Source organism: Bradyrhizobium cosmicum (assembly GCF_007290395.2).
GTDB classification, from domain to species: Bacteria; Pseudomonadota; Alphaproteobacteria; order Rhizobiales; family Xanthobacteraceae; genus Bradyrhizobium; species Bradyrhizobium cosmicum.
Genome location: NZ_CP041656.2, coordinates 4,475,695 through 4,499,736, shown reverse-complemented (window position 1 = coordinate 4,499,736; position 24,042 = coordinate 4,475,695). Strand labels below are relative to the sequence as shown.

Here is a 24,042-nt window from a genome sequence, read left to right as displayed (position 1 = left end):
GATTACTCCGGGTCTCGTTCGCTCCAATCTGACAATCCTGATATTTCACGTCAAGAGCCAAATGCTTGAATTCCCTGACAGTTGATTTATCAATCGGGGCCTCGCGGTCCGCGAACGGGCGTGATCCCGCCGACGAAGTTAAGGAAAGACCAGACATGGACAGGCTTCTTGCCAACGGGACCGTCAACGCAGCGCAATCGGGCGAGGGGACGCCGCTCTTCCTGTTCCACTCGCTGCTGTCGGATCGCGCGAGTTTCGATGCGATCGTGCCGGAACTTGAAAAATCCTTTCGGACCATCGTGCCGGAGTTGCCGGGGTTCGGCCGTTCACGCGCGGTGGAGGGCGGCCTCGCCGCGGTCGCGGATCGGATGGCCGAGGCCGTGCGCGATGCGGCTAGTGGTGCGCCGGCGATCGTGCTCGGCAATGGCTATGGCGGCTTCGTTGTCTTGCAGATGGCGATCCGGCATCCGGAGATCGCCAGCAAGCTTGTTCTGGCCGACAGCGGCGCGGCGTTCTCGGAGCCTGGCCGCGAGGCGTTTCGCAACATGGCGAAAGTGTCGCGCGAGAAAGGGCTGGAGGCCATCACTGATGTTGCGATGCGCCGCCTGTTCGCGCCGGATTTTCAGGCACAGCACTCCGAACTGATGCGGGACCGTCGTGAAGCATTTTTGCGGACGGATCCCGACGTGTTTCGCAGCGCATGCGATGCGTTGGCTGGCCTCGATCTTCGCGCTGAGCTTGCCGCGGTGAAGGTCCCGGTCCTCGTTCTGGTCGGCGAGCACGACGAAGCAACGCCTCTGCCGATGTCGCGCGAGCTGGCGGCGGGATTGCCGCACGCCGAACTCAAGATCATTCCGGGATGTGCGCACGTGCCGCAGCTTCAATCGCCGCGGCAGTTCCTCGGAGCTCTCAAGGACTTCTTGATCTGATTTGGGCTTGGTCGAAGCTGGCTTTGCATGAGAACCGCGATGCCTTGCGAACGGCTGCTAGCGTTGGCGCGGCGGCGAAATCACGATCGGGGATGATACAAGTCTGCGCCTGTTTTGCCCGACGGCGCAAGTGAAAATTTCGCTCTTGCCGAAATCAAAAAAAGGTCAATGATTCCGATCCGATCTCTACTGTGCATGGGGTTGTTTTCGCATTTTGTGTTGGGGCTCACCACGCCGCATGGCTCGCACTATCCGCCAGATTGAACCGGAACCCCTAAGAGTTTTTATACACAGTTCTGGCACGCTCCCGCGCGTCAAGATCCGCTACCTGCATCGTCACGTCTCAACGCGTGCACGAAAAGACGGGGCGGGCACTGAGGGGGCGTTGCTTCATGACTGCACTTGCTTCGGACGCCGGTTGCGCGAAGCGCGGGATCGTGCCGATCCTGCTGTGCGTCGTGCCGTTCAGCCAGATCCCGCTTGACGCCTATACGCCCGGCCTGCCGCAGATGGTGGTGGACCTCGCCACCGATTCAGCGTCGATGCAGAACACCGTCACCGCTTACATGCTCGGCATGAGTCTGGCGCTGGTGCCGGTCGGAATCGCCTCCGACACGCTCGGTCGCCGCAACGTCCTGCTCACGGGTCTGACGGTGCTCATCGCCATGAGCATTGCCTGCGCGCTGGCCACCAGCGCCTCGCTGCTGCTGGGCTTGCGCTTCCTGCAAGGCATCGGCGGCTGCACCTGCCTCGTGGTCGCCTATGCGGTGGCGGCTGATTGTTTTCGCGGCCGCGAGCTCATGGCAATCTCCGGCCTGCTTGGCGCGGCCTGGGGCCTTGCACCCGTGCTGGCGCCGGCGGCTGGCGGCTTCATCGTCGAGTTGACGTCCTGGCGCGGCGTCTTCGTCATCATTGCGATCGCCGCGGCCATCGTCGCCGCGATCGTCGTATTGTTTCTGCCCGAGACATTGCCGGCCGACCGGCGCGCGCCGTTCGATCCGCGCCGCACCGCCAGCATCTTGCGCGAGGCGCTCGCCCGTCCGGGCTTCATGGCCTTCGTGCTGGTGTTCGCCGCGGCGGCCAGCGCGCAACTCGCATTCGGCGTCGTCGCCCCGTTCTTCTACCAGACCGGTCTTGGCCATTCGGCAGCCATCTATGGCCTCGTCGCGCTCGGCCTTGGTGGCGTGAACCTCGCCGGCGAGCTCGGCTGCGCGCGTTTCGCGAGTTGGATGCCGGCCCGCGTGATGGGCTTCGGTGCCTTCGCACTGTTCCTCGCCGGCGCCGCGGTGCTGACCGTAACGGGCATGACTCTCGGTCTCGATTTCACGTCGATCACGATCGGCGGCGCGCTGGTGCTCGGCGGCTGCGGCGTGCTGTGTCCGATGATGTACGGCATGGCGCTCGGCCTGTTCGAGCGCGACCACGGCCTGATCGGCGGCCTCATCAGCGCGCTCTGCTATCTCGCGGTGAGCGGCGCCATGGCGATCGCGGCTGTACTGCCTGAAGCGACGCAGGCGCCGATCGGCTGGCTTTATCTCGGTCTCTGCGCCGTCGCCGGTACGCTGCTTGCTATCTCGCTGCCTGCGGCGCGCCGCGCGGCACAGACTTGAGAAAGGAACCAATCATGACCACCGTCGGTATTCGCGGCACGTTCTTCGATTTCGTCGACGATCCCTGGAAGCACGCCGGCAACGAGCAGGCCGCCGCGCGATTTCATCAGGACGGCCTCATGGTCGTCACTGACGGCGTCATCAAGGTGTTCGGTCCTTATGACAATATCTCCGCTGCGCATCCGGGCGTGCAGATCACCCACATCAAGGACCGCATCATCGTCCCGGGCTTCATCGACGGTCACATCCATCTGCCGCAGACCCGGGTGTTAGGTGCCTACGGCGAGCAGCTCTTGCCGTGGCTGCAAATGTGGATCTATCCGGAGGAGCTCAAATACAAGGATCGCAACTATGCGCGCGAGGGCGTGAAGCGCTTCCTCGACGCGCTGCTGGCCTCCGGAACCACCACCTGCCAGGCGTTCACGAGCTCCTCGCCGGTCTCGACCGAAGAACTGTTCGAGGAAGCCGCCCGCCGCAACATGCGCGTGATCGCGGGCCTCACCGGCATCGATCGCAACGCGCCGGCGGACTATGTCGACACGCCCGAGAATTTCTATCGCGACAGCAAGCGGCTGATCGCGCAGTATCACAACAAAGGCCGCAACCTCTACGCCATCACGCCACGCTTCGCCTTCGGCGCCTCGCCTGAGCTGCTCAAGGCGTGCCAGCGCCTCAAGCACGAGCATCCGGACTGCTGGGTCAACACCCATATCTCCGAAAACCCGGCCGAGTGCAGCGGCGTGCTGGTCGAGCATCCGGATTGCCAGGACTACCTCGGCGTCTACGAGAAGTTCGGCCTGGTCGGTCCGAAATTCTCGGGCGGCCACGGCGTCTATCTCTCCAACAACGAGTTTCGCCGCATGTCGAAGCAGGGCGCGGCGGTGGTGTTCTGCCCGTGCTCGAACCTGTTCCTCGGCAGCGGCCTGTTCCGCCTCGGCCGCGCCACCGATCCGGAGCACCGCGTGAAGATGTCGTTCGGCACGGATATGGGCGGCGGCAATCGCTTCTCGATGATCAACGTTCTGGACGACGCCTACAAGGTCGGCATGTGCAACAACACGCTGCTCGACGGCAGCATCGATCCCGTGCGCAAGGATCTCGCCGAAGCCGAGCGCAACAAGCTGTCGCCCTATCGCGGCTTCTGGTCGATCACGCTGGGCGGTGCTGAGGGCCTCTATATCGACGACAAGCTCGGCAATTTCGAGCCGGGCAAGGAAGCTGATTTCGTCGCGCTCGATCCCAACGGCGGCCCGGCGGCGCAGCCCTGGCACCAGTCGCTGATCGCCGACGGCGCCGGCCCGCGCACGATGGACGAGGCCGCGAGCATGCTGTTTGCCGTCATGATGGTCGGCGACGATCGCTGCGTCGACGAGACCTGGGTGATGGGCAAGCGCCTCTACAAGAAAGGCTGAAGCGGACGCGATGAACGGATCACCGGATCAAGCCGGCCAGCCGGTCGCGCTCGTCATCCAGCGCCGCATCGCGGATGACGGCTTTGCCGCGTTCGCGCGCTGGAACGGCGAGGTCGGCGAAGTGCTCAAGGCATGGCCCGGCTTCCTCAGCCAGGAAGTCGTGCCGCCGCAGCCGCCGGCGCATGTCGACTGGGTGACGATCCTGCGTTTCGCAAGCCCGGCGGCCGCGCGCGCGTGGCTTCAGAGCGAGGTGCGGGCGAGGCTGATCGCGGAGGTGCAGCGCTTCTTCGTCGGTTCGGAGGATGTCCATATCCTGCCGGACAGCGGCGTTCAGCGCGACAGCGCGGTCTCCGCCGTCATCTCCTTCAAGGTTCCTGACGGGCTCGAGGACGCGTTCCTGAAATGGCAGCAGCGTATCCAGGCCGCGGAGGCCGAGTTCAAGGGATTCCTGCGCCACAAGATCGAGCGGCCGATCCCGGGCCTGCACGACGAATGGATCATCATCCTGTCGTTCGACGGCGACGCCAATCTCAATGCGTGGCTCGACTCGCCCTTGCGGCAGACCCTGCTGAGGGACGGCGCGCGCTTCAACGCCGGCATGAGCGTGAAGCGGGCGAGCTATGGCTTCAACTTCTGGTTCCCGGCCGGCAAGACGCAGGCTCCGGAGCAGGGACCGGCCCTGATCTGGAAGAGCAACCTGATCGTCCTGCTGGTGCTCTATCCCGTGGTCTTCCTCTGGGGCTTTTTTGTCAGTGCTCCGTTGATCGATAGCCACGGCGTGCCGGTCTGGCTGTCGCTGTTCGCAGGCAATCTCGTCAGCACCCAGTTGCTCGGCTGGTGGCTGGTGCCTGCTGCCTTCAGGGCGCTCGACTGGTGGATTACGCCGAAGGCGGCGCTCGGCCGTCAGATCGCGGGATACGCGCTGCTTGCCGCGCTCTATGCGGGATCGATGGGCCTGTACGCGCTGCTGCTCGCGTGGCATTGGGGGCAGTGAGGCCGCTCATGTGCCGCCGGATGCGTGATCATGTTTGCTCTGACATTTCTCGGGACCTCGGCCAGCTTTCCCTCGGCAGAACGAAACCATCCGGCCCTCCTCGTTGAAGCCGAAGGCAAGCGCATCCTGGTCGATTGCGGCAAGGGCACGCAACGCCAGTTGCTGCGGATCGCCGCCGACTTCGACCACATCGTGATCTAGTCGAGGTCCATGGCGCGCGCGTTATCCTTACCGGTCAAGGTTGACGTGACATCTTGCTCACATGGGGGCGCCGATCGCGATAGCTTCGGTGCCTGGGCAATAATCCATGTTTTGAGAGTACGATGTCTCGTTCCGTTGAATTGATCGTCGAAGGATATGTGCGGCTGAATGATCGCGAGGCCCTCCACGAGATCCTGACGCATCGGCAGGACCTGCTGCGGCAACTGGTATCGGTGACCGGCGTCGACCCGAGGCAGGCCATCGCGCAGGTCAGCGAGGAGATCACGATCATCGAGGCCGGGCTCGCGACGCTCGCGCCGGAATAGGCGCGTCCCCAGGGCCCACCCCTGGTCAACAGCTCCGTGCACCGCAGCGCTTGCCAGCCCCGGGACGAGGGGGTAGAACGCTGCCACGCCTGAGCCGTGATTTGCGCCCGAACGCGCTTCCGGCCGCAGCCGAACAGGTCGATAAGTCATTGAATTTGTTCGGCTATTCCGTTGGGGAATGGTGTAACGGTAGCACAACAGACTCTGACTCTGTTTGTCTTGGTTCGAATCCAGGTTCCCCAGCCATATCAGGCCCTTTTCCCCTGTTGAATCTGTACCACCGGTTCGCCCTCAAGCCTTACGGCTTCTGCCTCACGGCTTCTTCTTGGCTTTCTTCGCCACGGTCTTCTTTTTCTTGGCCTCGATGGTGAAGGGGCGCGCGGCCATGAAGGCTGGATTGCTGGCGCCGACCAGCGACAGTTTTGGCGATTGATCCGGCGGCATCTTGCGGCCGATGGCGGTGTGGAAGCCGCGGTAGGACCCCTTGAACGTGCCACCGTTCCAGACGGTCTTCAGCGTTCCCGTGAACAGGCCGTTGAAGGTGCCGTCCTGCGAAAGCTGGTTGTCCTGGCACCCTGAGATCAGCAGCACCGACGCCTTGATCTTGCCGAGAGCCTCGGAAAGGTCGCGCCGTTTCAGCAGCGGATCATAGGTCTTCTTGTTGTTCTGGTACACGCGCAGCGCCACCTCGTCCGGCATCGCGCGATATAGCGTGCCCGAAACGGAGCGGGCCCTGGCCTGATAGTACAGGGCCTTGCTCACGCTGCCGCTGTGACAACTGTCCGAGAGCAGCAGAATGCGCACGCCCGCTGCAAACGCCCACCATGACGAATACAGCTCATCGTCGATCAGCTCGCCGTCGTAGAGGCACCAGGTCTCGTCCTTGCCGTCAGACTCGTCGCCGTTGAGGTCTGGTAACTGACCGCCGTGCCCCGAATAGGTCAGAAAGAACATGTCACCCGACTTGAGGGTCTTCGCCGCGTGCGCGATCCCGCCCAGAACGGCGGAGCGCGTCGCCTTGCGGGTGAGGAGCCTGCTCGGTGCGAAGCCGCTGGTGTGAGCGAGGTCCGCCATGTCATTGGCATCGGCCTCGCAGGCGTTGAGGGGGCCGCTCCAGCCCTCGTAATGCCGCGGGTCGACCGAGTTCAATCCGATATGCAGGGAGATGCCTGTCGCCATGATGAATTCTCCAGCGTCCGATCGATCGAGCCGATGACTGCTATTTCTTTTTCGCCGTCTTCCTCGCTGCAGGCGCCCGTTTGCGCTCCGTCTTGCGGGGACGCCTCGACGATGTCGTCGGGCCGGCCTGGGCCGCGGTTTTGGCGGGCGCCTCGCCTTGCGAGCGTCCCCACGGCACGGGCGCGTTGCAGCGAACCTTGGCGCCGACCAGATTGGGCGTCTGGTTGTATCTCATCCGCCTCAGTTTCGCGGTGACGAGATCATTCAGCGTATTGAAGGAGGGATTTTCGCCCCTGGCTCTCAGCTCGCGCAGTGTGGCGGCCATCGAATAGGTGTAGACACCATAGGACGTCACGCCATCGCGGTATTCGTAGGAGAGCTGCTGCTCCTGGCAAGCCTCGAGCAGGATCGGCAGATACGGCCCGAAATGGTCGAGCTCCTTGCGTGTCTTGTCGTAGTCCTTGTCCGGTCTGGTGCGCAGCATCATTGCGCGTCCCAACCGTTGCGTTGCGCCGTTTTGCCCCAGGAAATCGGCGCCGTTCTTCCGGTCCTTCAGGCTCCTGTTCAGAGGCGTGAAGTCCCGCGGCACCCACATCCGCTCGGTCGCGTCCCATTTCAGTGCGCGGTGCCGGATGTCGTCCGGAGGGCTCAGCCCGCGGACACGCGGACCGCCGTCGCGCGTCAATCCGCCTGAATGACAGCAATCGAGCATCGCCACGAAATAACTGTCATAGGGAAGCTGCGAGTACAGCTCGGCGAACTGGCGATCCAGAATGGCGTGGGCCGGCGACCAGTCGAAATCATAGGGCACGAGGCATTCGTCGACATGATCCGGTTCGCCCTGGATGTTGTAGCGGGGAATCTGGGCGCCGTGTCCCGAATAGAACAGCATACGCTCGTCGCCGTCGCGGACGCCGTCGAGCAGCCAATGCAGCCGGTCCATGATGCCTTGCGTCGTTGCGCGATCATTGAGGACGATGCGGATATCCTCGGGCTCAAAGCCGCTCTCCTGGAGTACCGCACTCATCAGGAAAACGTCGTTGACGCAGCCCTCGAGCCGGCTGGCCGGGTCGGGGTAGTCGTTGATGCCGATCAGCAGGGCGCGGCGGCTGGGCTTGACCGCAAGGCTCGCCATCTCGCGCGCAGCGCTTACGATCCCGCGGGATGCGGGCGCCGGGACCGCATCATGCCAGACGGTCGCGACGGTGCTGGTGTGCGACAGGTACCACGTCGCATCGTGGTTCAGCGCGTCGTTGGGAACATCGAAGGAAACCGTGACCTGCTGATAATTGTCGGCCCGGATGCCGAGCGGGTAGGTCAGCACGTGATCGACGGGATTATAGAGGTGATACCATTTGCGGCAGGTCAGGGGCTTGATGCGACCGGCGAAGACGTCGCGCACCGCCGGATTGCCGATCTGCGATCCGAAGCTGACGAAGACCGCGTCCTTGATCGCGTCGTTGTCGTGCAGAAAGGTGTCGTAGCAGATCAGCGAGCCAAGGCTGTGCGCCAGGACCACGTCGTAGGTCTTGCCCTCGATCTTGTCGAGAATGAGCTGGCGCAGGTCCTCGCGGAGCTGCTCGTCCGTGGACCACTGGGCGACCATCCCCGCGGTCCATTTGATGACCGCGGGGATGTCCGTAATGCCTCGTGCACCAGTCAGAAGGTCGGTGAGGCCATGAGCCACTGCGCTCGCCAGCAGCTTGGCCGAGGCTGCGGCGTAGGTGAGGGGGTTGAGCGGGGCCTTGTCGAACAGATCGTCGTATTGCACGAAGTCGATATCGAGTTGAACGCCCTGATCGACGCTCTCGATGGCACGTGTGATGGCTGCGGACCAGGACTGCTGGAACCCGGCGTCGATCTCCGCGTGACCGACGCCGTGGACGCAAAGCAATGAAAGGCGGGTGCTCATGAAAGCTGCCTTCTGCCAAATTGCAATCTGAAATAGCCAGTGCGCGGGTACAAACGCTGGGGATGGTGTCACGGTGTTGCCACCTCTGGATGTGAAGTAGCACACGAAAACCTCGCGACAGTTTGCCTCACCTTGCAAGTTACCGTGACGTGTCGGATCGCCGCCGGCCGCTTCGTCCTTGGGGCGTGTACCCTCAAGGAGATCCGAAATGCCCTATGTCGATGGCTTCGTGCTCGCCGTGCCCAAGGACAAGATCGAGGCCTACAAGGTGCTGGCGCGAAAGGCCTGCGCGGTGTGGATGGCGCACGGCGCACTCGACTACGTCGAATGTATCGGTGACGACGTGCCCTACGGCGAGCTGACGTCGTTCCCGCGCGCGGTGATCGCGAAGGAGGATGAGGTCGTGGTGTTCTCCTGGATCGTCTACCGCGATCGGCAGACCCGCGATGCCGTCAACAAGAAGGTGATGGCGGACCCGCAGTTCCATGGCGCCGACATGCCCTTCGACGGCAAGCGGATGATCTATGGCGGCTTCACCACGCTGTTGCAGGCGAGCGACGTGGTCGGTTGAGGGCAAGGTCTGTTTCTCTCGTGTCCCGGACGCGGCGCAACGCGCTGATGGACGGGCCCCGGCTCTGCAGCGCACCGCTGAAGTGGCGCTGCGTAGCGTCCGGGGCACGAGACTGTTGTTCATCGATGGACATGGCTGCTCATCCTCGCGGCGTGTTTCGCCCGAGCTTTGGCTGGTCGCGTCACCCCCAAGATGAAAGAGGGCGCAGAGAAGGCCGGGTGCCGGCCGGGCACCCACGGTCCACTGTGCGAAAGGTGGCAACAAGAATTTGCACAGCGGCATACAGGTGAAGCCAAAACATCCGGCCTTCCCTGCGCAGTGGTCTTACGGCTTATGTCGCGCTCTCCTCGGGGAGCGATGCACTCTTGCCCCCGTCGCCTTGCGGCTGACGATGCGCGCGCCCGGTCGGGCCGCCACATCACCGCAACGCTTGACGCCAGCCTGCGGGCGCCAGGACCACACGATTTTGCCGTACGCAGATCACACCGGTCGTACGTGCGATGTGCCTCGCTCACGGTTTCCCGCCCTGCGATCACCGTCGCACCAGTGTGGCCCACGTCCACCGCCGTCCGGCCCGCGTTCGTGACGATCGCGATACGCCCCTCTTCCTTGGGCCGGAGTGCGCGCAATATCCGCCTATTCCGAAATTCTGTAAAGGCGAATATTTTTGAGGGTGCGGATTGACCGATGGCTTGGGTGTTTTGCCCGTCGGGCAACGCAAGATCTCGTAACCGTCGCAGTTGTCCTTCGTGCACCAGGCGACGTGAGATTGAACACCGCACATCGCGCCGCGTTCGCTGCTCCCTTATGCGGCATTGCGCAAGTCCGTTTCACCTTGCCGGTATCCGGATGGCATGCCATCCTAGGGTCAGCCAGGCATAAACAAGCGGAAGCGGGCGCCAGCCACAGCTTTCAAAAAACCTTGGTCGGGGAAACCCTTTGGGAGGTCTGATTTCATGAATTTGAAGCACGTCACCGGGCTGCTTTGCGCGGCCGCGATGTCCCTTGCGCTCGGCCCAAACGCGGACGCGCAGGATAAGGTCGTCAAGATCGGCGTGATCCTGCCGATGTCCGGCGGCACCGCCTCGATCGGCGCGCATGCCAAGGCGGCGCTCGATGTCGCCACCGATATCATCAACAACGCGCATCCCGAACTCGGCAATTTCCCGCTGGCGAAGAACGCCGGCCTCGCCGGCCTTGGCGGTGCCAAGGTCGAAGTGATCATCGCGGACAACCAGGGCAATCCGGCAACCGGCCAGAACCAGGCACTGCGTCTGATCACGGAAGATAAGGTGGCCGCATTGTTCGGCTCCTACCAGTCCGGAGTCACGCTGACCACGAGCGCGATCGCCGAGAAATACGGCGTTCCCTTCCTGAACTCCGAATCGGTCGCCGCCAATCTCACCGAGCGCGGCTTCAAATGGTTCTTCCGCACCACGCCGATCGCCACCGACTTCGCCAGGATCTATGTCGACTTCCTCGCCGACATCAAGGCGCAGGGCGCCAAGACCGACAGCGTCGCGCTGGTTCACGACAACACCGAATACGGCTCCTCGGTCGCGAACACGATTGCCGGCGCTTTCAAGGATAAGGGCCAGCCGATCGCGCTCGACGTCGCTTATCCCGTCAACGCGACCGACGTCCAGGGGCAGGTGCTCCAGCTCAAGGACAAGAAGCCCGACGTCGTCATCATGATCAGCTACACGTCGGACGCCATCCTGTTCGCCAAGACCATGCAGTCGCTCGACTACAAGCCGGCCGTGCTGCTGGCCGACGATGCCGGCTATTCCGATCCGTCCTTCACCAAGGCGGCCGGCAAGATCTCGCAGGGCGTCTTCAACCGCTCGTCCTGGGTCGTGGGACCATCGGGTTCAGCATCCGCTGTTATCGCCGACATGTACAAGAAGAAGAGCGGCGAGGAGATGGACGACACCGTCGCCCGGCAGATGCAGGGCTTCTTCGTGCTGGCCGACGCGATCGACCGGGCCGGCTCGACCGAGCCTGCCAAGATCCAGGCTGCGCTGAAGGCGACAGACCTGAAGCCCGATCAACTGATGATCGGCTACAAGGGCGTGAAGTTCGACGACAAGGGCCAGAACATCCTCGCCTCCGGCGCCATCATCCAGCTCCAGGACGGCGATAACTACGTCTCGGTGTGGCCGAAGACCAACGCCGAGAAGGCACCGATGCTGCCCTACAAGGGCTGGTGAGATCGCCTAGAGGCGGGACCGTGCGTCCCGCCACTCCTTACGTGATTTGATCAGAGCAACGCAGCTCATGTCCTTTGTCCTCGTGCAGGTGATCGTCGGCGGGCTTCTGCTTGGCGCCGTCTACGCCCTGTTTTCCTCGGGCCTCACGCTGGTGTGGGGCATGATGAACATCGTCAATTTCGCGCATGGCGATTTCGTCATGCTCGGCATGTACGTCGCCTATGTCGTCTACACCCTGATGGGGGGAGGGCCGCTCCTCGGCGCACCGCTGGCGACGCTGGTGCTCGCGACCGTCGGTGTCGTGGTCTATTTCACCCTGATCCGCGACATCATGAAGGGGCCGATGCTGGCCCAGATCCTCGGCACCTTCGGGCTCGCGCTGCTGCTGCGCTATTCGGTGTTCTGGTGGTTCGGGGCCAACTTCCTGTCGATGCCGCCGAACATCGTCGGCGGCACCTATGCGTTCGCCGGCCTGCGCATCGAGGCCTCGCGGCTGCTGGCCGGTGTCGTCGCGCTGCTGGTGACATTGGGCCTGCATCTGCTGCTGACGCGGACCTCGCTCGGCTCGAAGATGCTGGCGGTGGCGGAGGATCAGACCGCGGCGCAGCTGATGGGCATCCGGCCCGACACCATGCAGGCGATCGCCTGGGGCATCGCGGCTGGCGCCACCGGTCTTGCCGGCGCGCTGATCGCGAACTTCTTCTACATCGTACCGACAGTCGGCGAGACGCTCGGCATCGTTGCCTTTGTCACGGTCTCGCTCGGCGGTTTCGGCAGCGTGCCGGGCGCACTCGTCGCGGGCCTGTTGATCGGCGTGATCGAGTCGTTGTCCGGCTATCTGATCGGCGCGGTCTACAAGGACATCGTCGTCTATGTCCTGTTCCTGCTCTTCCTCTGGTTCCGGCCGCAAGGCTTGATGGGTAAATCCTGATGGGGAAGCTGTGATGCGGCGCCTGATCTGGCTCTCGGTCGTCGCGGCCTGTGCGATCGCCTATCCGCTGCTGATGTCCTCGCCGTTCCAGCAGCGCCTCGGCGCGCTGGTGCTGCTCTATGCCATCGCGGCCTCCGCCTGGAACATCGTCGGTGGTTATGCCGGGCAGGTCTCGGTCGGCCACGTCGTGTTCTTCGGCTGCGGCGCCTATGCCGCGATGGCCTCCTACGCCAAATTCGGACTGTCGCCGCTGTTCGGCATCCCCGGCGGCATCGTGCTGGCGGTCGGGCTCGCCGCGATCATCGGCGTGCCGACGCTGCGGCTGTCAGGTCACTATTTCAGCATGGCGACCATCGCGGTGGCCGAGACGGTGCGGTTGATCGTGACCAACACCGAGTGGTTGGGCGCAGCTGTTGGCCTCTCCGGTCCGACCGTGCCGCGCAACGTCTTCGATCTCTCGTTCCTGTCGTCGCTGCCGTATTACTATCTCTTCCTCGCCGTGCTCGTGATCACGTTGCTCGTCACCTGGTGGATGACCAACAGCCGGATGGGGTTTTACCTGCGCGCGATCAAGGATTCCGAGCGGGCCGCGCGTTCGCTGGGCGCTCCGGCCGCACGCACGAAACTCTATGCCTACATGCTGAGCGCGGCGCTGACGAGTGTCGCCGGCGCGCTCTATGCGATGATGTTCGGCTTCGTCGACCCCGAGTCCGGGCTCGGCATCCTGATCTCGGTGAAAATCCTGATCATGGCGGCGCTGGGCGGGGCAGGGCTGCTGTTCGGGCCCTTGGTGGGAGCCGCGATCCTGGTGCCGCTGGAGGAGATCTCCAACAGCTGGCTCGGCGGCAAGGGCGCCGGGCTCACCTTCGTGCTGTATGGCGCAATCATCGTGCTGATCGCACGCTTCCAGCCGGGCGGCCTGCTCGCCCTGTTCACGCGCCGCCGCAAGCCCAACGCCGACACGGGAGCCGGCCATGCTCCTTGAGGCACGCGGGATCACCAAGGCGTTCGGCAGCTTCAAGGCGGTGGACGATGCCTCCGCGACGCTGGAGCAGGGCGACATTCTCGGCCTGATCGGGCCGAACGGCGCCGGAAAATCCACCTTCTTCAACTGCCTCACCGGCGACCTCAAGGCGACCTCGGGCCGCGTGCTGTTCGAAGGGAGCGACATCACCGACTTCACGCCGGAGCAGCGTGCCGGGCTAGGGCTTGCCCGCACCTTCCAGGTGCCGCAGACCTTCGAGGGCATGACGGTGCTGGAGAACGTCATGATCGGCGCCTTCCTGCGCACGCCGCATCGCAAGGAGGCCGAGACCAGGGCACGCGCGGTGCTTGAGCGTGTCGGCATGATCAGGCTCGCGGACGCGCCGGCGCGCTCGCTCGGTACGCCCGGCCGCAAGCGGCTGGAGATCGCGCGCGCGCTCGCGACCGAGCCGAAGGTGCTGCTGCTCGACGAGGCCATGGCCGGGCTCAACGCGCATGAGGTGAAGCTCGCGATCGATCTCGTCCGTGACATTCACCGCTCCGGCATCACGCTCGTCATCGTCGAGCACATCATGGAAGTGATCATGTCGCTGGCCAGCCGCGTGATGGTGTTCCACCAGGGCAAGGAGATCGCCCGCGGCAGCCCGCGCGAAGTCACCTCCAACCCGGCAGTGATCGAGGCCTATCTCGGCAAGCGCGCGGCCAAAGCGGCCGCGGGCCATACGCCGGTCGAGCTGATGGGCGGGCCGGACCGATGAGCGGAGCGCTGCTGCGGATCGAGCACCTCGAGGTGCGCTATGGCGACCTGATCGGCGTCTCCGACGTGTCGCTGGAGGTGCCCGAAGGCAGCGTCGTCGCGCTGCTCGGCTCCAATGGCGGCGGCAAGACCACGACGCTGAACGCGATTGCGGGTCTCATTCCCGTGCATTCCGGCTCCATCAGCTTTCGCGGCGAGGACATCGCCGGGCAAAGGGCGTTCACGATCGTGCGCAAGGGACTGGCGCTGTCGCCCGAGGGTTGGCGGCTGTTCGTGCAGCAGAGCGTCGAGAACAATCTCATGCTCGGCGCAACGCCGCTGCATGACAAGTCGCGTCAGGCCGTGCTGCTCGAGCGGGTCTACGAGTTCTTTCCGCGCCTGAAGGAGCGCCGCAACCAGCGCGCCGGCACCATGTCCGGCGGCGAGCGGCAGATGCTCGCGGTCGGCCGCGCATTGATGAGCGATCCGAAGCTCTTGATGCTCGACGAGCCGTCGCTCGGCCTTGCGCCGGCCGTGGTCGAATCCATGTACGAGACCTTCGGTCGCCTGCATCGCGAGGGCCTCACCATCCTGCTCGCCGAGCAGTCGATCGAGCTGGCGCTGGAAGTGTCGGATTTCGCCACCGTGCTCCAGGTCGGCAAGAGCGTGCTGTCCGGCACGGCGGCCGCGCTCGCGGAGGATCCGCAGGTGCAGAAGGCTTATCTCGGGGTGGACTGATCGGCTTCCGCCTGGAGCAACCTCGACGGATGTCAGGGATAGGGTTACGCTTGCGCGGTTTGCGAAACTCCCGGGGGATTGGATCGTGTTCTCAGACGCGCTCGGATTCGATGTCGCGACCGGCAGATACCTTTTGAAGCAAGGCGAGGAAGGCGAAGGCGCCGCCTATCTCCAGGAGTTCATCGCGAAAGGCTCTGTCATGGCTATGATCGACATGGCCGAACATCTGGATGACAAGGGAGATCAATCCGCGAGCCTGACGTTGATGGAGCGAGCCGAGGCATCGGTCACGGACGATGACTTCGAGTCGCGGCTTTATCTCGCTGGGGCCTTGCGACGGGGGCTCGGGGCCGGGACGGCCCAGGAGCGATACTTCAGGTCCTTCCGTCTGAAGGAGCGGGTGGCCGAGGCAGGCCATTTGGCGACCATTCGAGAGATGATCGTGAATTACTCTCACGGCCTCAACGGCGCTCCGAAGGATAGCGAACGCGCGATCTATTGGCTCAGAAAGGCAGCGGCGTTCGGGGACGAGAAGGCGAAACTGATCCTTCGCGAGGAAGGCTTGTCATAGTTCCGCTTGAAGCAGCAGCAACAGGCAGCCGGCGAGCCGCGTCTCCATCTCTTTCGACACCAGCGACAGCGGCCCGGGATCGTTCAGGATGGCGTTCACCAGCGTGCCCAGCACGACTTGAAAGCCGAAGGCGATGGCGCGGGTCTTGGCCGCTTTGCGGCCCTTGCCCATGGCCGGCAGCAGGAGAGGGGTGGCGCGTTCGGTCGTCGCCTTGGCGAGCGCCTTGAACGGTGACCATGCGTCCGGGCGGGTATCGTCATGTTGCAGGGCGGCGCGGAGCACGCCCTCGTGGTTGCGCATCCAGGCGATGATGCCGCTGACGATGAGGGTGCAGAGCTTGTCGAGGCTTGTATCCGGTGACGGTGACCTGATGTCGCGGAGCCGTTGCTCGCCGTCGCGCGTGGCCAGCGCCATCAGTGCGTTGAAATAGGCCTCCTTGCTCTCGAACCGGCTGTAGAAGGCGCCGACGGTGGCGCCGACCTCGGTGCAGAGCGCCTCGATGGAGAGTTCGGCAAGGCTGCGCGTCCGCAGCATGTCGGCGCCGGCGCGCAGCAGCGCCAGCGTGGTTTCCCGGCTGCGCTTCTGCCGCGATGGTGTGACACCGGGCAGGTCGAAGTCGCGAGGCTCGTCCGGCGATGGTCGCATCCGTGCTTGCATCCGGCTTAAATCATAATCATAATTCGGGTTATAATTTAAGCGCGGACGTGCTGCGGGTCAACCGTGGGGTTCACGCGGCAAACAGGGAGGATCGGATGAGCGCAGGCAGCGGCACGCCGTTTCGCGGCACCGTCGGCAAGACGGTCGCGGAGTCGAAGCCCTGGTGGCCGGAGGCGGCAAGGCCGCCCGCGGGCGCGCCGAATATTCTGGTCGTGCTGTTCGACGATGTCGGCTTCTCCGATTTCGGCTGCTATGGCTCGGCGATCAGGACGCCGACCATCGACAGGCTCGCCGCGGAAGGGTTGCGCTACAGCGGCTTCCACACCACGGCGATGTGCTCGACCACGCGCGCCGCGCTGCTGACCGGCCGCAATCATCATTCGGTCGGTGTCGGGTGCCTCGCCAATTTCGATTCCGGTTATCCCGGTTACCGCGGCAAGATCGCGCGCGAGGCAGGAACGCTCGCCGAGATGCTGCGGGTGCACGGCTATCGCAACTACATGGTCGGCAAATGGCACGTCACACCGCTGACCGAGAGCGGCGCCACCGGTCCGTTCGACGGCTGGCCGCTCGGGCGCGGCTTCGATCGGTTCTACGGCTTCCTCGACGCCGAGACCGATCAATATGCGCCGGAGCTCGTCTCGGACAACACGCATATTGATCCGCCGGGCACCTACGCCGACGGCTACCATCTGACCGAGGATCTGATCGACCAGTCGATCCGTTTCATCGGCGATCATGTTGCCGATCGTCCTGATGTTCCCTGGCTGACCTGGGTTGCGCTCGGCGCCTGCCATGCGCCGCACCAGGCGCCGATGGATATCATCCGCAGCTACGACGCCGCCTTCGCGCATGGCTGGGACGTCGAGCGCGAGCAGCGGCTCGCGCGTCAGAAGGCGATGGGACTGGTGCCGCCGGATACGCGGATGCCGCCGCGCAACGACGGCGTGAAGGCCTGGGAGGAGCATTCGGCCGACGAGCGGCGCGTTTTCACGCGCCTGCAGGCGGCCTTCGCCGGCATGCTCGATCATTCCGACCGGCATCTGGCGCGGCTGGTCGCATTTCTGGAAACGGCCGGCATCCGCGACAACACGGTGATCATGGTGATGTCCGACAATGGCGCGAGCCAGGAGGGCGGGCCGCTCGGCTTCGTCAATGCGATGGGGCCGTTCAACTTCAAGCCGGAGCCGATCGCGGAGAAGCTTGCCCGGATCGATGACATCGGCGGGCCCGACACCCACAGCAATTTTCCGCATGGCTGGGCGATGGCCTCGAACACGCCGCTGCGGCGCTACAAGCAGAACACCCATGGCGGCGGCATCCGCGATCCCTTCGTGATCAACTGGCCGAAGAAGATCGCGGGTCTAGGCGAGCTGCGGCACCAGTTCGTCCATGCCTGCGACCTCACGCCGACGCTGCTGGACCTGATCGGCATCGCGGCGCCCGCGGAGATCGCGGGCTGCCCGCAGATGCCGCTGGAAGGCGAGAGCTTTGCGCGCTCGATCACCGATGCCTCCGCGCCTTCGAAAAGCTCGCCGCAATATTTCGAGATGTTTGGCCATCGCGGCCTCTGGCACGGCGGATGGAAGGCCGTGGCGTTCCATCCATCGGGCACGCCGTTCGAGAGCGACAAATGGGAGCTGTTCCATCTCGACGAGGACTTCTCCGAGACCAATGACCTTGCGGCGAAAGAGCCGGAGCGTCTGGCCGCGATGATCGCGACATGGTGGGCGGAGGCCGAGACACGCAACGTGCTGCCGCTCGACGACCGGTTCGGGCCGCGCTTTGCCGAGAACGCCGCGCGCTTCCACGGTGCGCGGCATCATTTCGTCTTCCACGCCGGCATGGGCCATGTGCCGACCGACGTCGCCCCCGACGTGCGCAGCCGCAGCTATACGATCGAGGCGCATGTCGAGACCGGCGAGGCGGGCGCGGACGGCGTGCTGATCTCGCATGGCGATGCGACGTCGGGCTACAGCCTCTACGTCAGGGACGGCCATCTCTTGCACGATCTCAACATCGGCGGCAGCCATCAGATCGTTCGGTCGGACCGGAAAGTGCCGTCAGCTGCGCGGCGGCTCGGCGTACATGTCGAGCGCCTCGTGCGCAAGGAGGCGCCGGCGAAGGGCTCGCGCACCGGTGTCACAGAGTACACGCTGCTGATCGACGGCGAGCCGGTGGGATCGCTGCAGACCCAGCTCGGCTTCCACACGCTGATCTCGTGGTCCGGCCTCGACATCGGCCGCGACCGCGGCAGCCCGGTGTCGCATTACGAGGCGCCGTTCGAATTTGAGGGACGGCTGCTGCGCGTCACCGTCACCATGCACAACGACCAGAAGCTCGACGGCGAAGCCGTCGGCAACGCACAGATGGCGCGGCAGTGACGGAAGACGCTCGTTACTTGATCTTGTCGTAGGCGGCCGCGAAATCGCCCAGCGGCATCGGGATCGCGATGGTCTCCTTGGCCATGTTCTGAAAGGAGACCTTCAACTGCTTGCCCGACTTCAGGCTCGCGAGCAGGTCCGGCGCGATCGGGGTCGAGGCGTAGCAGCCGCGGTTCTCGCAGGTCTGGATCTGGAGGTCGACCGTCTTGCCCTCGTCGACCTGGAGCTTGGCGCCGACGGGCAGGTTGAGGCCGAGCGGCAATTGCAGCAGCGCCACCGGCGTGCGGGTGTCGGGCGCGATGCGGATGTTGATGAGGACGATGGTCTGGCCGGTCTTGGTCAGCACCGCGTTCTGCTCGATCGCGCATTCGAGCGGCGCGTCGCGGCTGGGGCTGGTGCAACGCGCAACCCAGCCGGCCTGCTGCGCCGGAGCACCGTCAGCCTGCGGCTGCGTCGGGGCAGGAGCGGGCTGTGCGGCAGGCGCCGCATTCTTCCTGGCGCCCTGCTGGGCATACGCCGCGCTCGTTGACAACAGCAATGCAGCGGCAAGGGCGACAAGTCGGGATTGCATGGGCATGGCGAAACCGCGTTGGCGTGACCGGAGGCCTCGCTGTAGCGTCGCGGGCGCAGCGGTGCAAGCCTACTCGGCTGCTTCCTTGACGGTGCCGTGCCCGGGCGTTTCGTGGCCTTCGCTGTCACCCGAACGGCCCCAGCCCGAGAACCAGTTGTTGAGCTTGTCGAGATAGAGATAGACGACTGGCGTCGTGAACAGCGTCAGCGCCTGGCTGACGATCAGGCCGCCGACCATGGCGTAACCCAGCGGCTGGCGGATCTCGGCGCCGGTGCCGTGGCCGAGCATCAGCGGCACGCCGCCGAGCAGCGCTGCCATCGTCGTCATCATGATGGGGCGGAAGCGCAGCAGCGCGGCCTGACGGATTGATTCCTCCGGCGTCTTGTGCTCGTCGCGTTCGGCGGCGATGGCGAAGTCGACCATCATGATGCCGTTCTTCTTCACGATGCCGATCAGCAAGATGACTCCGATCAGGGCAATGAGGCTGAACTCGAAGCCGGCCGCCATCAGGATCGCGAGCGCGCCGACGCCGGCCGAGGGCAGGGTCGACAGAATCGTGATCGGGTGGATGTAGCTCTCGTAGAGAATGCCGAGGATCAGATAGACCACCACCAGCGCGGCGAGGATCAGCAGCGGCACGGTGCCGAGCGACTGCTGGAACGCCTGCGCGGTGCCCTGGAAACTCGAGTTCAGCGTCGGCGGCGCGCCGAGATCGGCCATCGCCTTCTGCACGGCCTCGGTGGCCTGGCCGAGTGCAACGCCCTGGGCGAGGTTGAAGCTGATCGTGATCGCGGGGAACTGGCCCTGGTGGCTGATCGAGAGCGGACGGACCGGATCGGTGCTCCAGGTCGCGAAGGTCGACAGCGGCACCTGGTCGCCGGTCAGCGGCGATTTCACATAGAGTTTGTTCAGGCTCTCGAGGCTGCCCTGCAATTCCGGCAGGATCTCGAGGATCACCTTGTAGGTGTTGAGCTGGGTGAAATATTGCGTGACCTGACGCTGTCCGAACGCGTCGTACAGCGTGTCGTCGATCAGCTGCGGCTGGATGCCGTAGCGCGCCGCGGTGTCGCGGTTGATCTTGAGCTGGACCGTGGTGCCCTGTGTCTGCTGGTCGGACGCGACGTCGCGCAATTCAGGCAGCGTCTGCATCTTGGTGAGGATCTTTGGCGCCCAGTCGTTGAGCTCGTTGAGATCGGCATCCTGCAAGGTGAATTCGAACTGCGTCCGCGTCGGCCGGCCGCCGAGCCTGACGTCTTGAGCGGCCTGCATGTAGAGGCGGGCGCCCTCGACCTTGTCGAATTGCGGGCGCAGCCGAGCGATGATCTGCTGGGCCGAGGCCTCTCGTTTGTCTCGCGGTTTGAGCGTGATGAAAAGGTTGCCGTTGTTGCCGGCGCGGCCGCTGCCGCCGATCGACATGGCAACGCTTGCAACGTCGGGATCGGCGAGGATGATCTTGCCGAGCTGCTCCTGGCGTCTCACCATTTCCTGGAACGAGATGTCCTGTGAGGCCTCGGAGGTCGCAGTGATCAGGCCGACGTCCTGCTGGGGGAAGAAGCCCTTCGGGATCAGCACGAACAGATAGACCGACAGGGCCAGGGTCGCGAAGAAGATCGCGAGCGTCGTCCGCCGCCAGCTGAGGGCATGGTCCAGCCCCCATTCGTAGCCGCGCAGCATCGCGTCGAAGCCGCGTTCGCTCCACTGGTAGAACTTGCCGTGGGTCACTTCGCCATGGGAGCGCAGGAAGCGCGAGGCCATCATCGGCGTCAGGGTCAGCGACACGAACATCGAGACGAAGATCGTCATCGCCAGCACGACGGCGAATTCGCGGAACAGCCGGCCGATGATGCCGCCCATCAGCAGCAGCGGGATCAGCACCGCGACCAGCGAGATGCTGATCGACACGATGGTGAAGCCGATTTCCTTCGAGCCCCTGAAGGCGGCCGCCATCGGCGTTTCGCCTTCCTCAATGTAGCGCGTGATGTTTTCCAGCATCACGATGGCGTCGTCGACGACGAAACCGACCGCGATGGTGAGCGCCATCAGCGACAGATTGTCGAGCGAATAGCCGGCCACCCACATCAGGGCACACGCGCCCAAAAGGGCCAGCGGCACCGTGATGGTGGGAATCACCGTCGCCCAGAAGCTGCGCAGGAAGATGAAGATGACCATGACCACGAGTGCGATGGTCAGCAGCAGCGTGAACTGGACGTCCTCGACCGCCGCCCGGATGGTCGTGGTGCGGTCACTGATCACCTCGATCTTGATCGCAGGCGGGATTGCGGCGACGAGCCGGGGCAGCGTCGCCTTGATCCGGTCGACGGTCTCGATGACGTTGGCGCCTGGCTGTTTGAAGATCACCAGGAACACGCCGCGCTTGCCGTTGGCCCAGGCTGCCTGCTTGGCGTCTTCAGCTCCGCTGACCGCCTGGCCGATGTCGCGGATGCGCAAGGGACCGCCGTTGCGATAGGCGATGATGACGTCGTTCCAGTCCTTGGCCTGGGTCAGCTGGTCGTTGGCGTAGATGGTGTAGGCGCGTTTGGGACCGTCGATATTGCCCTTGGGGCTGTCGACCGTGGTGATCGCGATCTGGCTGCGCACGTCCTCCATCGACAAGCCCTTGGCGACGAGCTTGGCCGGGTCGATCTGGATTCGGATGGAGGGTTTTTGCTGGCCGCCGATGAAAACCTGCGCGACGCCCGAGAGCTGGCTGATCTGCTGGGCGAGCTGGGCATCGACCGCGTCACTGACGCTGGTCAGAGGCAGCGTCTCTGATGTCGCCGACAGCAGCAGGATCGGGGCGTCGGCCGGGTTGACCTTGCGGTAGGTCGGCGGCGAGGGCAGGTTCTTCGGCAACTGGCCGCTGGCGGCGTTGATGGCGCCCTGCACGTCGTTGGCGGCGCCGTCGATGCTGCGGTTGAGGTCGAACTGGATCGTGATCGAGGCGGTACCCAGATAGCTCGTCGAGGTCATCTGGGCGATGCCGGGGATCTGGGCGAATTGCCGCTCCAGCGGCTGCGCCACCGACGAGGCCATCGTCTCGGGGCTGCCGCCCGGCAGATTGGCGGTGATCTGGATGGTCGGGAAGTCCACCTGCGGCAGCGGCGCGACCGGCAGCAGGGGGTAGGCGACGAGACCGACGAAGAGAATGCCGGCCATCAGCAGCGAGGTGCCGATGGGATAACGGATGAAAGGTGCCGAAATCCCGCCCGCGTTCATTCCTGTCGTACCTTGTTCTGGCTTGGATCCGAACTCGCCACGGCCGTCGAGACAAGGCTCCCGGGCTGCACCTTGAACTGGCCGCCGGTGATCACCTGCTGGCCCGGGGTCAGCCCTTCATCGACGACCGAACGACCGTCGATGGCGTAGCTGACCTTGATCTTGTGCAGTTCGGCCTTGTTGTCCTGATTGACCGTGTAGGCATAGAGGCCGTTGGTCGAATGCTGAACCGCGTCGTCCGGAACCACGGTCGCGTCCTTCAGGGTGCGCACCAGAAGGCGCGTCGAAACCGACTGGCCCGGCCACAGCGTGTGGTCCTTGTTGTCGAACACCGCCTTGAGCCGGATAGTCCCGCTGGTGGTGTCGACCTGGTTGTTGATGACCGCAAGCTGGCCTTCTGCAAGCGTCTTTTTCCCGTCGGTCGTGAACGCGATCACCCTCAGCGCGCCAGCCTTCTGGCCCTCGCTGATGTAGGGCAACTGGTCTTCCGGCGCGGTGAAGATGACCGAGATCGGCTCGACCTGCGAGATCGTGACGATGCCGGTCTGTGTCGATGCGTTGACGATGTTGCCGACGTCGACCAGACGCAGACCGGCGACGCCGGTGATCGGCGCCTTGATCTGGGTGTAGTCGAGCTGGGTCTGGGCGTTGGAGATGGCGGCTTCGTCGGCGGCGATCTGCGCGGTGAGCTGGGCGACGGTCGAGCGCTGGGTATCGACCCGCTGCGCGGTCGCGAACTCTCCGAGCTTCGTGGCGCGCTGCAGCTCGAGATTGGCGTTGGCGAGATTAGCCTCGTCCTGAGCCTTCTTGGCCTTGGCCTGGTCGAGCGCGGCCTTGTAGGGGCGGGGATCGATCGAGGCCAAGAGCTCGCCTTCCCGGGCGATCTGGCCTTCGGTGAAGGCGATCTTGTCGATCTGCCCGTCGACGCGACTCCGGACTTGTACGGTGTTGAAGCCAGCAACCGTGCCGAGGCCGGTCAGATAGACCGGGAAGTCGACCTTCTGGACCGGTGAAACACTGACGGGGACGGCGGACGGGCGCGGCGGTCCCTTTTGGGCGGTCTGGGCTTTTCCGCTCTCGGGCGAGCCGTATTTCTGCCAACCAAAGTAGCCCGCCGAGGCCACGGCCGCGATGATCAGAATCCAGAGGATCGGCCGTGATGTCTTCATATCGGCTCGCATGCCCAAAGGTATGAATTATGGGCCAATCATAGGGTTCCAGCGCGCTTGTATAATACACGCCAAGTTCGAGTGTAAACAGCACTATCGAATGGAAATCCTAAACAATTGGAAAGCTTTGCACTGCTTAGGCAACCCTCTGGCGCACCGGTGTGCAGTGCTGCATTTTCCCAGAACGAACCATCAGCGAGCAAAGCTCGTGCAATGCTCGGAAGCGGTGTGGCGGCGCCTCGCGTTGTCGGCACAGCCTCCTCTCATCACGAGCGCGACGGCGCGCGTGAGAACGGTTCTAAACCGGGAGTGCTGCGTTTCGGTTGTCAGGAAAATCTGCATCGGTCATATCGGCCCCGCCACAACGGGAGCGCAGGATGGACGAGCTGAACGGCAAGCTGATCGCGAGTCAGATTTTGATCACGGGCCTGATCGCGCGCGTCGCCAACGAGCAGCGTGATCCCTTGCGCTTCCTCACCGACTTTCGCGACGAGATCAAAGCTGTCGTCAACGGCGTCAACATCGCCGGCATGGACAACAGCGACCGCGTTCGCGCGGTCGCGCAGAAAACCATCGACGAGTTGTTCTCGCTGATGAAGCCGCCGAGCAGCGATTGACGTCGCGCGCACGACGCTGATTTTCGCTGCGTTTTTCCCGTTCGATTTAGAACGAGTCCAATCTCGGTTTAGAACCGTTTCAAACTACAGTTTAGAATCGTTTTGATCTGGACTTATTCAAGGG

At 64.1% G+C, this 24,042-nt stretch carries 20 protein-coding genes, 1 tRNA gene and 1 pseudogene; 16 read left to right on the top strand and 6 right to left on the bottom strand.

Annotated features, from left to right (window positions below; all coding sequences use genetic code 11):
• Window positions 1-155 precede the first annotated feature (155 nt).
• From FNV92_RS21735 to FNV92_RS21705, 7 genes and pseudogenes are all read left to right on the top strand, one after another.
• Window positions 156-929 (top strand): alpha/beta fold hydrolase, encoded by a 774-nt coding sequence (locus tag FNV92_RS21735; RefSeq protein ID WP_143844630.1) that lies wholly within the window; start codon window positions 156-158, stop codon window positions 927-929.
• A 392-nt stretch (window positions 930-1,321) separates the two neighbouring features.
• On the top strand, window positions 1,322-2,539 hold the full coding sequence (locus tag FNV92_RS21730) for a multidrug effflux MFS transporter (RefSeq protein WP_143844631.1): 1,218 nt from the start codon (window positions 1,322-1,324) through the stop codon (window positions 2,537-2,539).
• A gap of 14 nt (window positions 2,540-2,553) precedes the next feature.
• Window positions 2,554-3,951, top strand: coding sequence for a guanine deaminase (gene guaD / locus FNV92_RS21725; RefSeq protein WP_143844632.1), 1,398 nt, complete (start codon window positions 2,554-2,556; stop codon window positions 3,949-3,951).
• 10 nt (window positions 3,952-3,961) lie between these two features.
• Entirely contained in the window at window positions 3,962-4,945 is a 984-nt protein-coding gene (locus tag FNV92_RS21720) for a putative antibiotic biosynthesis monooxygenase (protein ID WP_143844633.1), read from the top strand.
• A gap of 30 nt (window positions 4,946-4,975) precedes the next feature.
• Window positions 4,976-5,128 (top strand): annotated as a pseudogene (locus FNV92_RS21715) (ribonuclease Z); the annotation flags it as partial.
• A gap of 140 nt (window positions 5,129-5,268) precedes the next feature.
• The gene (locus FNV92_RS21710) at window positions 5,269-5,472 is read left to right on the top strand and encodes a hypothetical protein (protein WP_143844634.1); all 204 of its coding nucleotides are present in this window, start codon (window positions 5,269-5,271) and stop codon (window positions 5,470-5,472) included.
• 172 nt (window positions 5,473-5,644) lie between these two features.
• A tRNA-Gln gene (locus tag FNV92_RS21705) sits at window positions 5,645-5,718 on the top strand.
• Between the two features lie 66 nt (window positions 5,719-5,784).
• Here FNV92_RS21705 and FNV92_RS21700 read toward each other — a convergent pair.
• Complete coding sequence (locus FNV92_RS21700) at window positions 5,785-6,651, bottom strand: caspase family protein (RefSeq protein ID WP_143844635.1); 867 nt, start codon at window positions 6,649-6,651, stop codon at window positions 5,785-5,787.
• A 40-nt stretch (window positions 6,652-6,691) separates the two neighbouring features.
• Window positions 6,692-8,563 (bottom strand): caspase family protein, encoded by a 1,872-nt coding sequence (locus FNV92_RS21695; RefSeq protein WP_143844636.1) that lies wholly within the window; start codon window positions 8,561-8,563, stop codon window positions 6,692-6,694.
• 208 nt (window positions 8,564-8,771) lie between these two features.
• Here FNV92_RS21695 and FNV92_RS21690 point away from each other — a divergent pair, with 208 nt between their 5' ends.
• The 7 genes from FNV92_RS21690 to FNV92_RS21660 all read left to right on the top strand — a co-directional run bounded on the left by FNV92_RS21690 (window position 8,772) and on the right by FNV92_RS21660 (window position 15,304).
• Entirely contained in the window at window positions 8,772-9,134 is a 363-nt protein-coding gene (locus FNV92_RS21690; RefSeq protein ID WP_015686820.1) for a DUF1428 domain-containing protein, read from the top strand.
• 956 nt (window positions 9,135-10,090) lie between these two features.
• Window positions 10,091-11,344: an ABC transporter substrate-binding protein gene (locus FNV92_RS21685; RefSeq protein WP_143844637.1), complete on the top strand. Its 1,254-nt coding sequence runs from the start codon at window positions 10,091-10,093 to the stop codon at window positions 11,342-11,344.
• A gap of 67 nt (window positions 11,345-11,411) precedes the next feature.
• Complete coding sequence (locus FNV92_RS21680) at window positions 11,412-12,275, top strand: branched-chain amino acid ABC transporter permease (protein ID WP_143844638.1); 864 nt, start codon at window positions 11,412-11,414, stop codon at window positions 12,273-12,275.
• 13 nt (window positions 12,276-12,288) lie between these two features.
• The gene (locus FNV92_RS21675) at window positions 12,289-13,260 is read left to right on the top strand and encodes a branched-chain amino acid ABC transporter permease (RefSeq protein WP_143844639.1); all 972 of its coding nucleotides are present in this window, start codon (window positions 12,289-12,291) and stop codon (window positions 13,258-13,260) included.
• Window positions 13,250-14,017, top strand: coding sequence for an ABC transporter ATP-binding protein (locus tag FNV92_RS21670; RefSeq protein ID WP_143844640.1), 768 nt, complete (start codon window positions 13,250-13,252; stop codon window positions 14,015-14,017). The genes FNV92_RS21675 and FNV92_RS21670 overlap by 11 nt, the downstream gene beginning before the upstream one ends.
• Window positions 14,014-14,733: an ABC transporter ATP-binding protein gene (locus FNV92_RS21665; RefSeq protein ID WP_015686815.1), complete on the top strand. Its 720-nt coding sequence runs from the start codon at window positions 14,014-14,016 to the stop codon at window positions 14,731-14,733. The genes FNV92_RS21670 and FNV92_RS21665 overlap by 4 nt, the downstream gene beginning before the upstream one ends.
• 85 nt (window positions 14,734-14,818) lie before the next feature.
• On the top strand, window positions 14,819-15,304 hold the full coding sequence (locus FNV92_RS21660) for an SEL1-like repeat protein (RefSeq protein WP_143844641.1): 486 nt from the start codon (window positions 14,819-14,821) through the stop codon (window positions 15,302-15,304).
• Here the strand turns inward: FNV92_RS21660 and FNV92_RS21655 are convergent.
• Window positions 15,299-15,949, bottom strand: a complete 651-nt coding sequence (locus FNV92_RS21655) for a TetR/AcrR family transcriptional regulator (RefSeq protein ID WP_168213613.1) — start codon at window positions 15,947-15,949, stop codon at window positions 15,299-15,301. The genes FNV92_RS21660 and FNV92_RS21655 overlap by 6 nt on opposite strands.
• Before the next feature lie 107 nt (window positions 15,950-16,056).
• Here FNV92_RS21655 and FNV92_RS21650 point away from each other — a divergent pair, with 107 nt between their 5' ends.
• Entirely contained in the window at window positions 16,057-18,345 is a 2,289-nt protein-coding gene (locus FNV92_RS21650; RefSeq protein ID WP_143844643.1) for an arylsulfatase, read from the top strand.
• A 13-nt stretch (window positions 18,346-18,358) separates the two neighbouring features.
• Here FNV92_RS21650 and FNV92_RS21645 read toward each other — a convergent pair whose 3' ends face one another.
• The 3 genes from FNV92_RS21645 to FNV92_RS21635 form a co-directional block, all read right to left on the bottom strand.
• On the bottom strand, window positions 18,359-18,922 hold the full coding sequence (locus FNV92_RS21645) for an invasion associated locus B family protein (protein WP_168213614.1): 564 nt from the start codon (window positions 18,920-18,922) through the stop codon (window positions 18,359-18,361).
• A 63-nt stretch (window positions 18,923-18,985) separates the two neighbouring features.
• Window positions 18,986-22,132 carry a multidrug efflux RND transporter permease subunit gene (locus tag FNV92_RS21640; protein ID WP_143844645.1) on the bottom strand — a complete coding sequence of 1,049 codons (3,147 nt, stop codon included), beginning with the start codon at window positions 22,130-22,132 and terminating at the stop codon, window positions 18,986-18,988.
• Complete coding sequence (locus tag FNV92_RS21635) at window positions 22,129-23,301, bottom strand: efflux RND transporter periplasmic adaptor subunit (RefSeq protein ID WP_168213615.1); 1,173 nt, start codon at window positions 23,299-23,301, stop codon at window positions 22,129-22,131. The genes FNV92_RS21640 and FNV92_RS21635 overlap by 4 nt, the downstream gene beginning before the upstream one ends.
• Window positions 23,302-23,678: 377 nt before the next feature.
• Here FNV92_RS21635 and FNV92_RS21630 point away from each other — a divergent pair, with 377 nt between their 5' ends.
• Window positions 23,679-23,918, top strand: coding sequence for a hypothetical protein (locus FNV92_RS21630; protein WP_015686808.1), 240 nt, complete (start codon window positions 23,679-23,681; stop codon window positions 23,916-23,918).
• Window positions 23,919-24,042 lie beyond the last annotated feature (124 nt).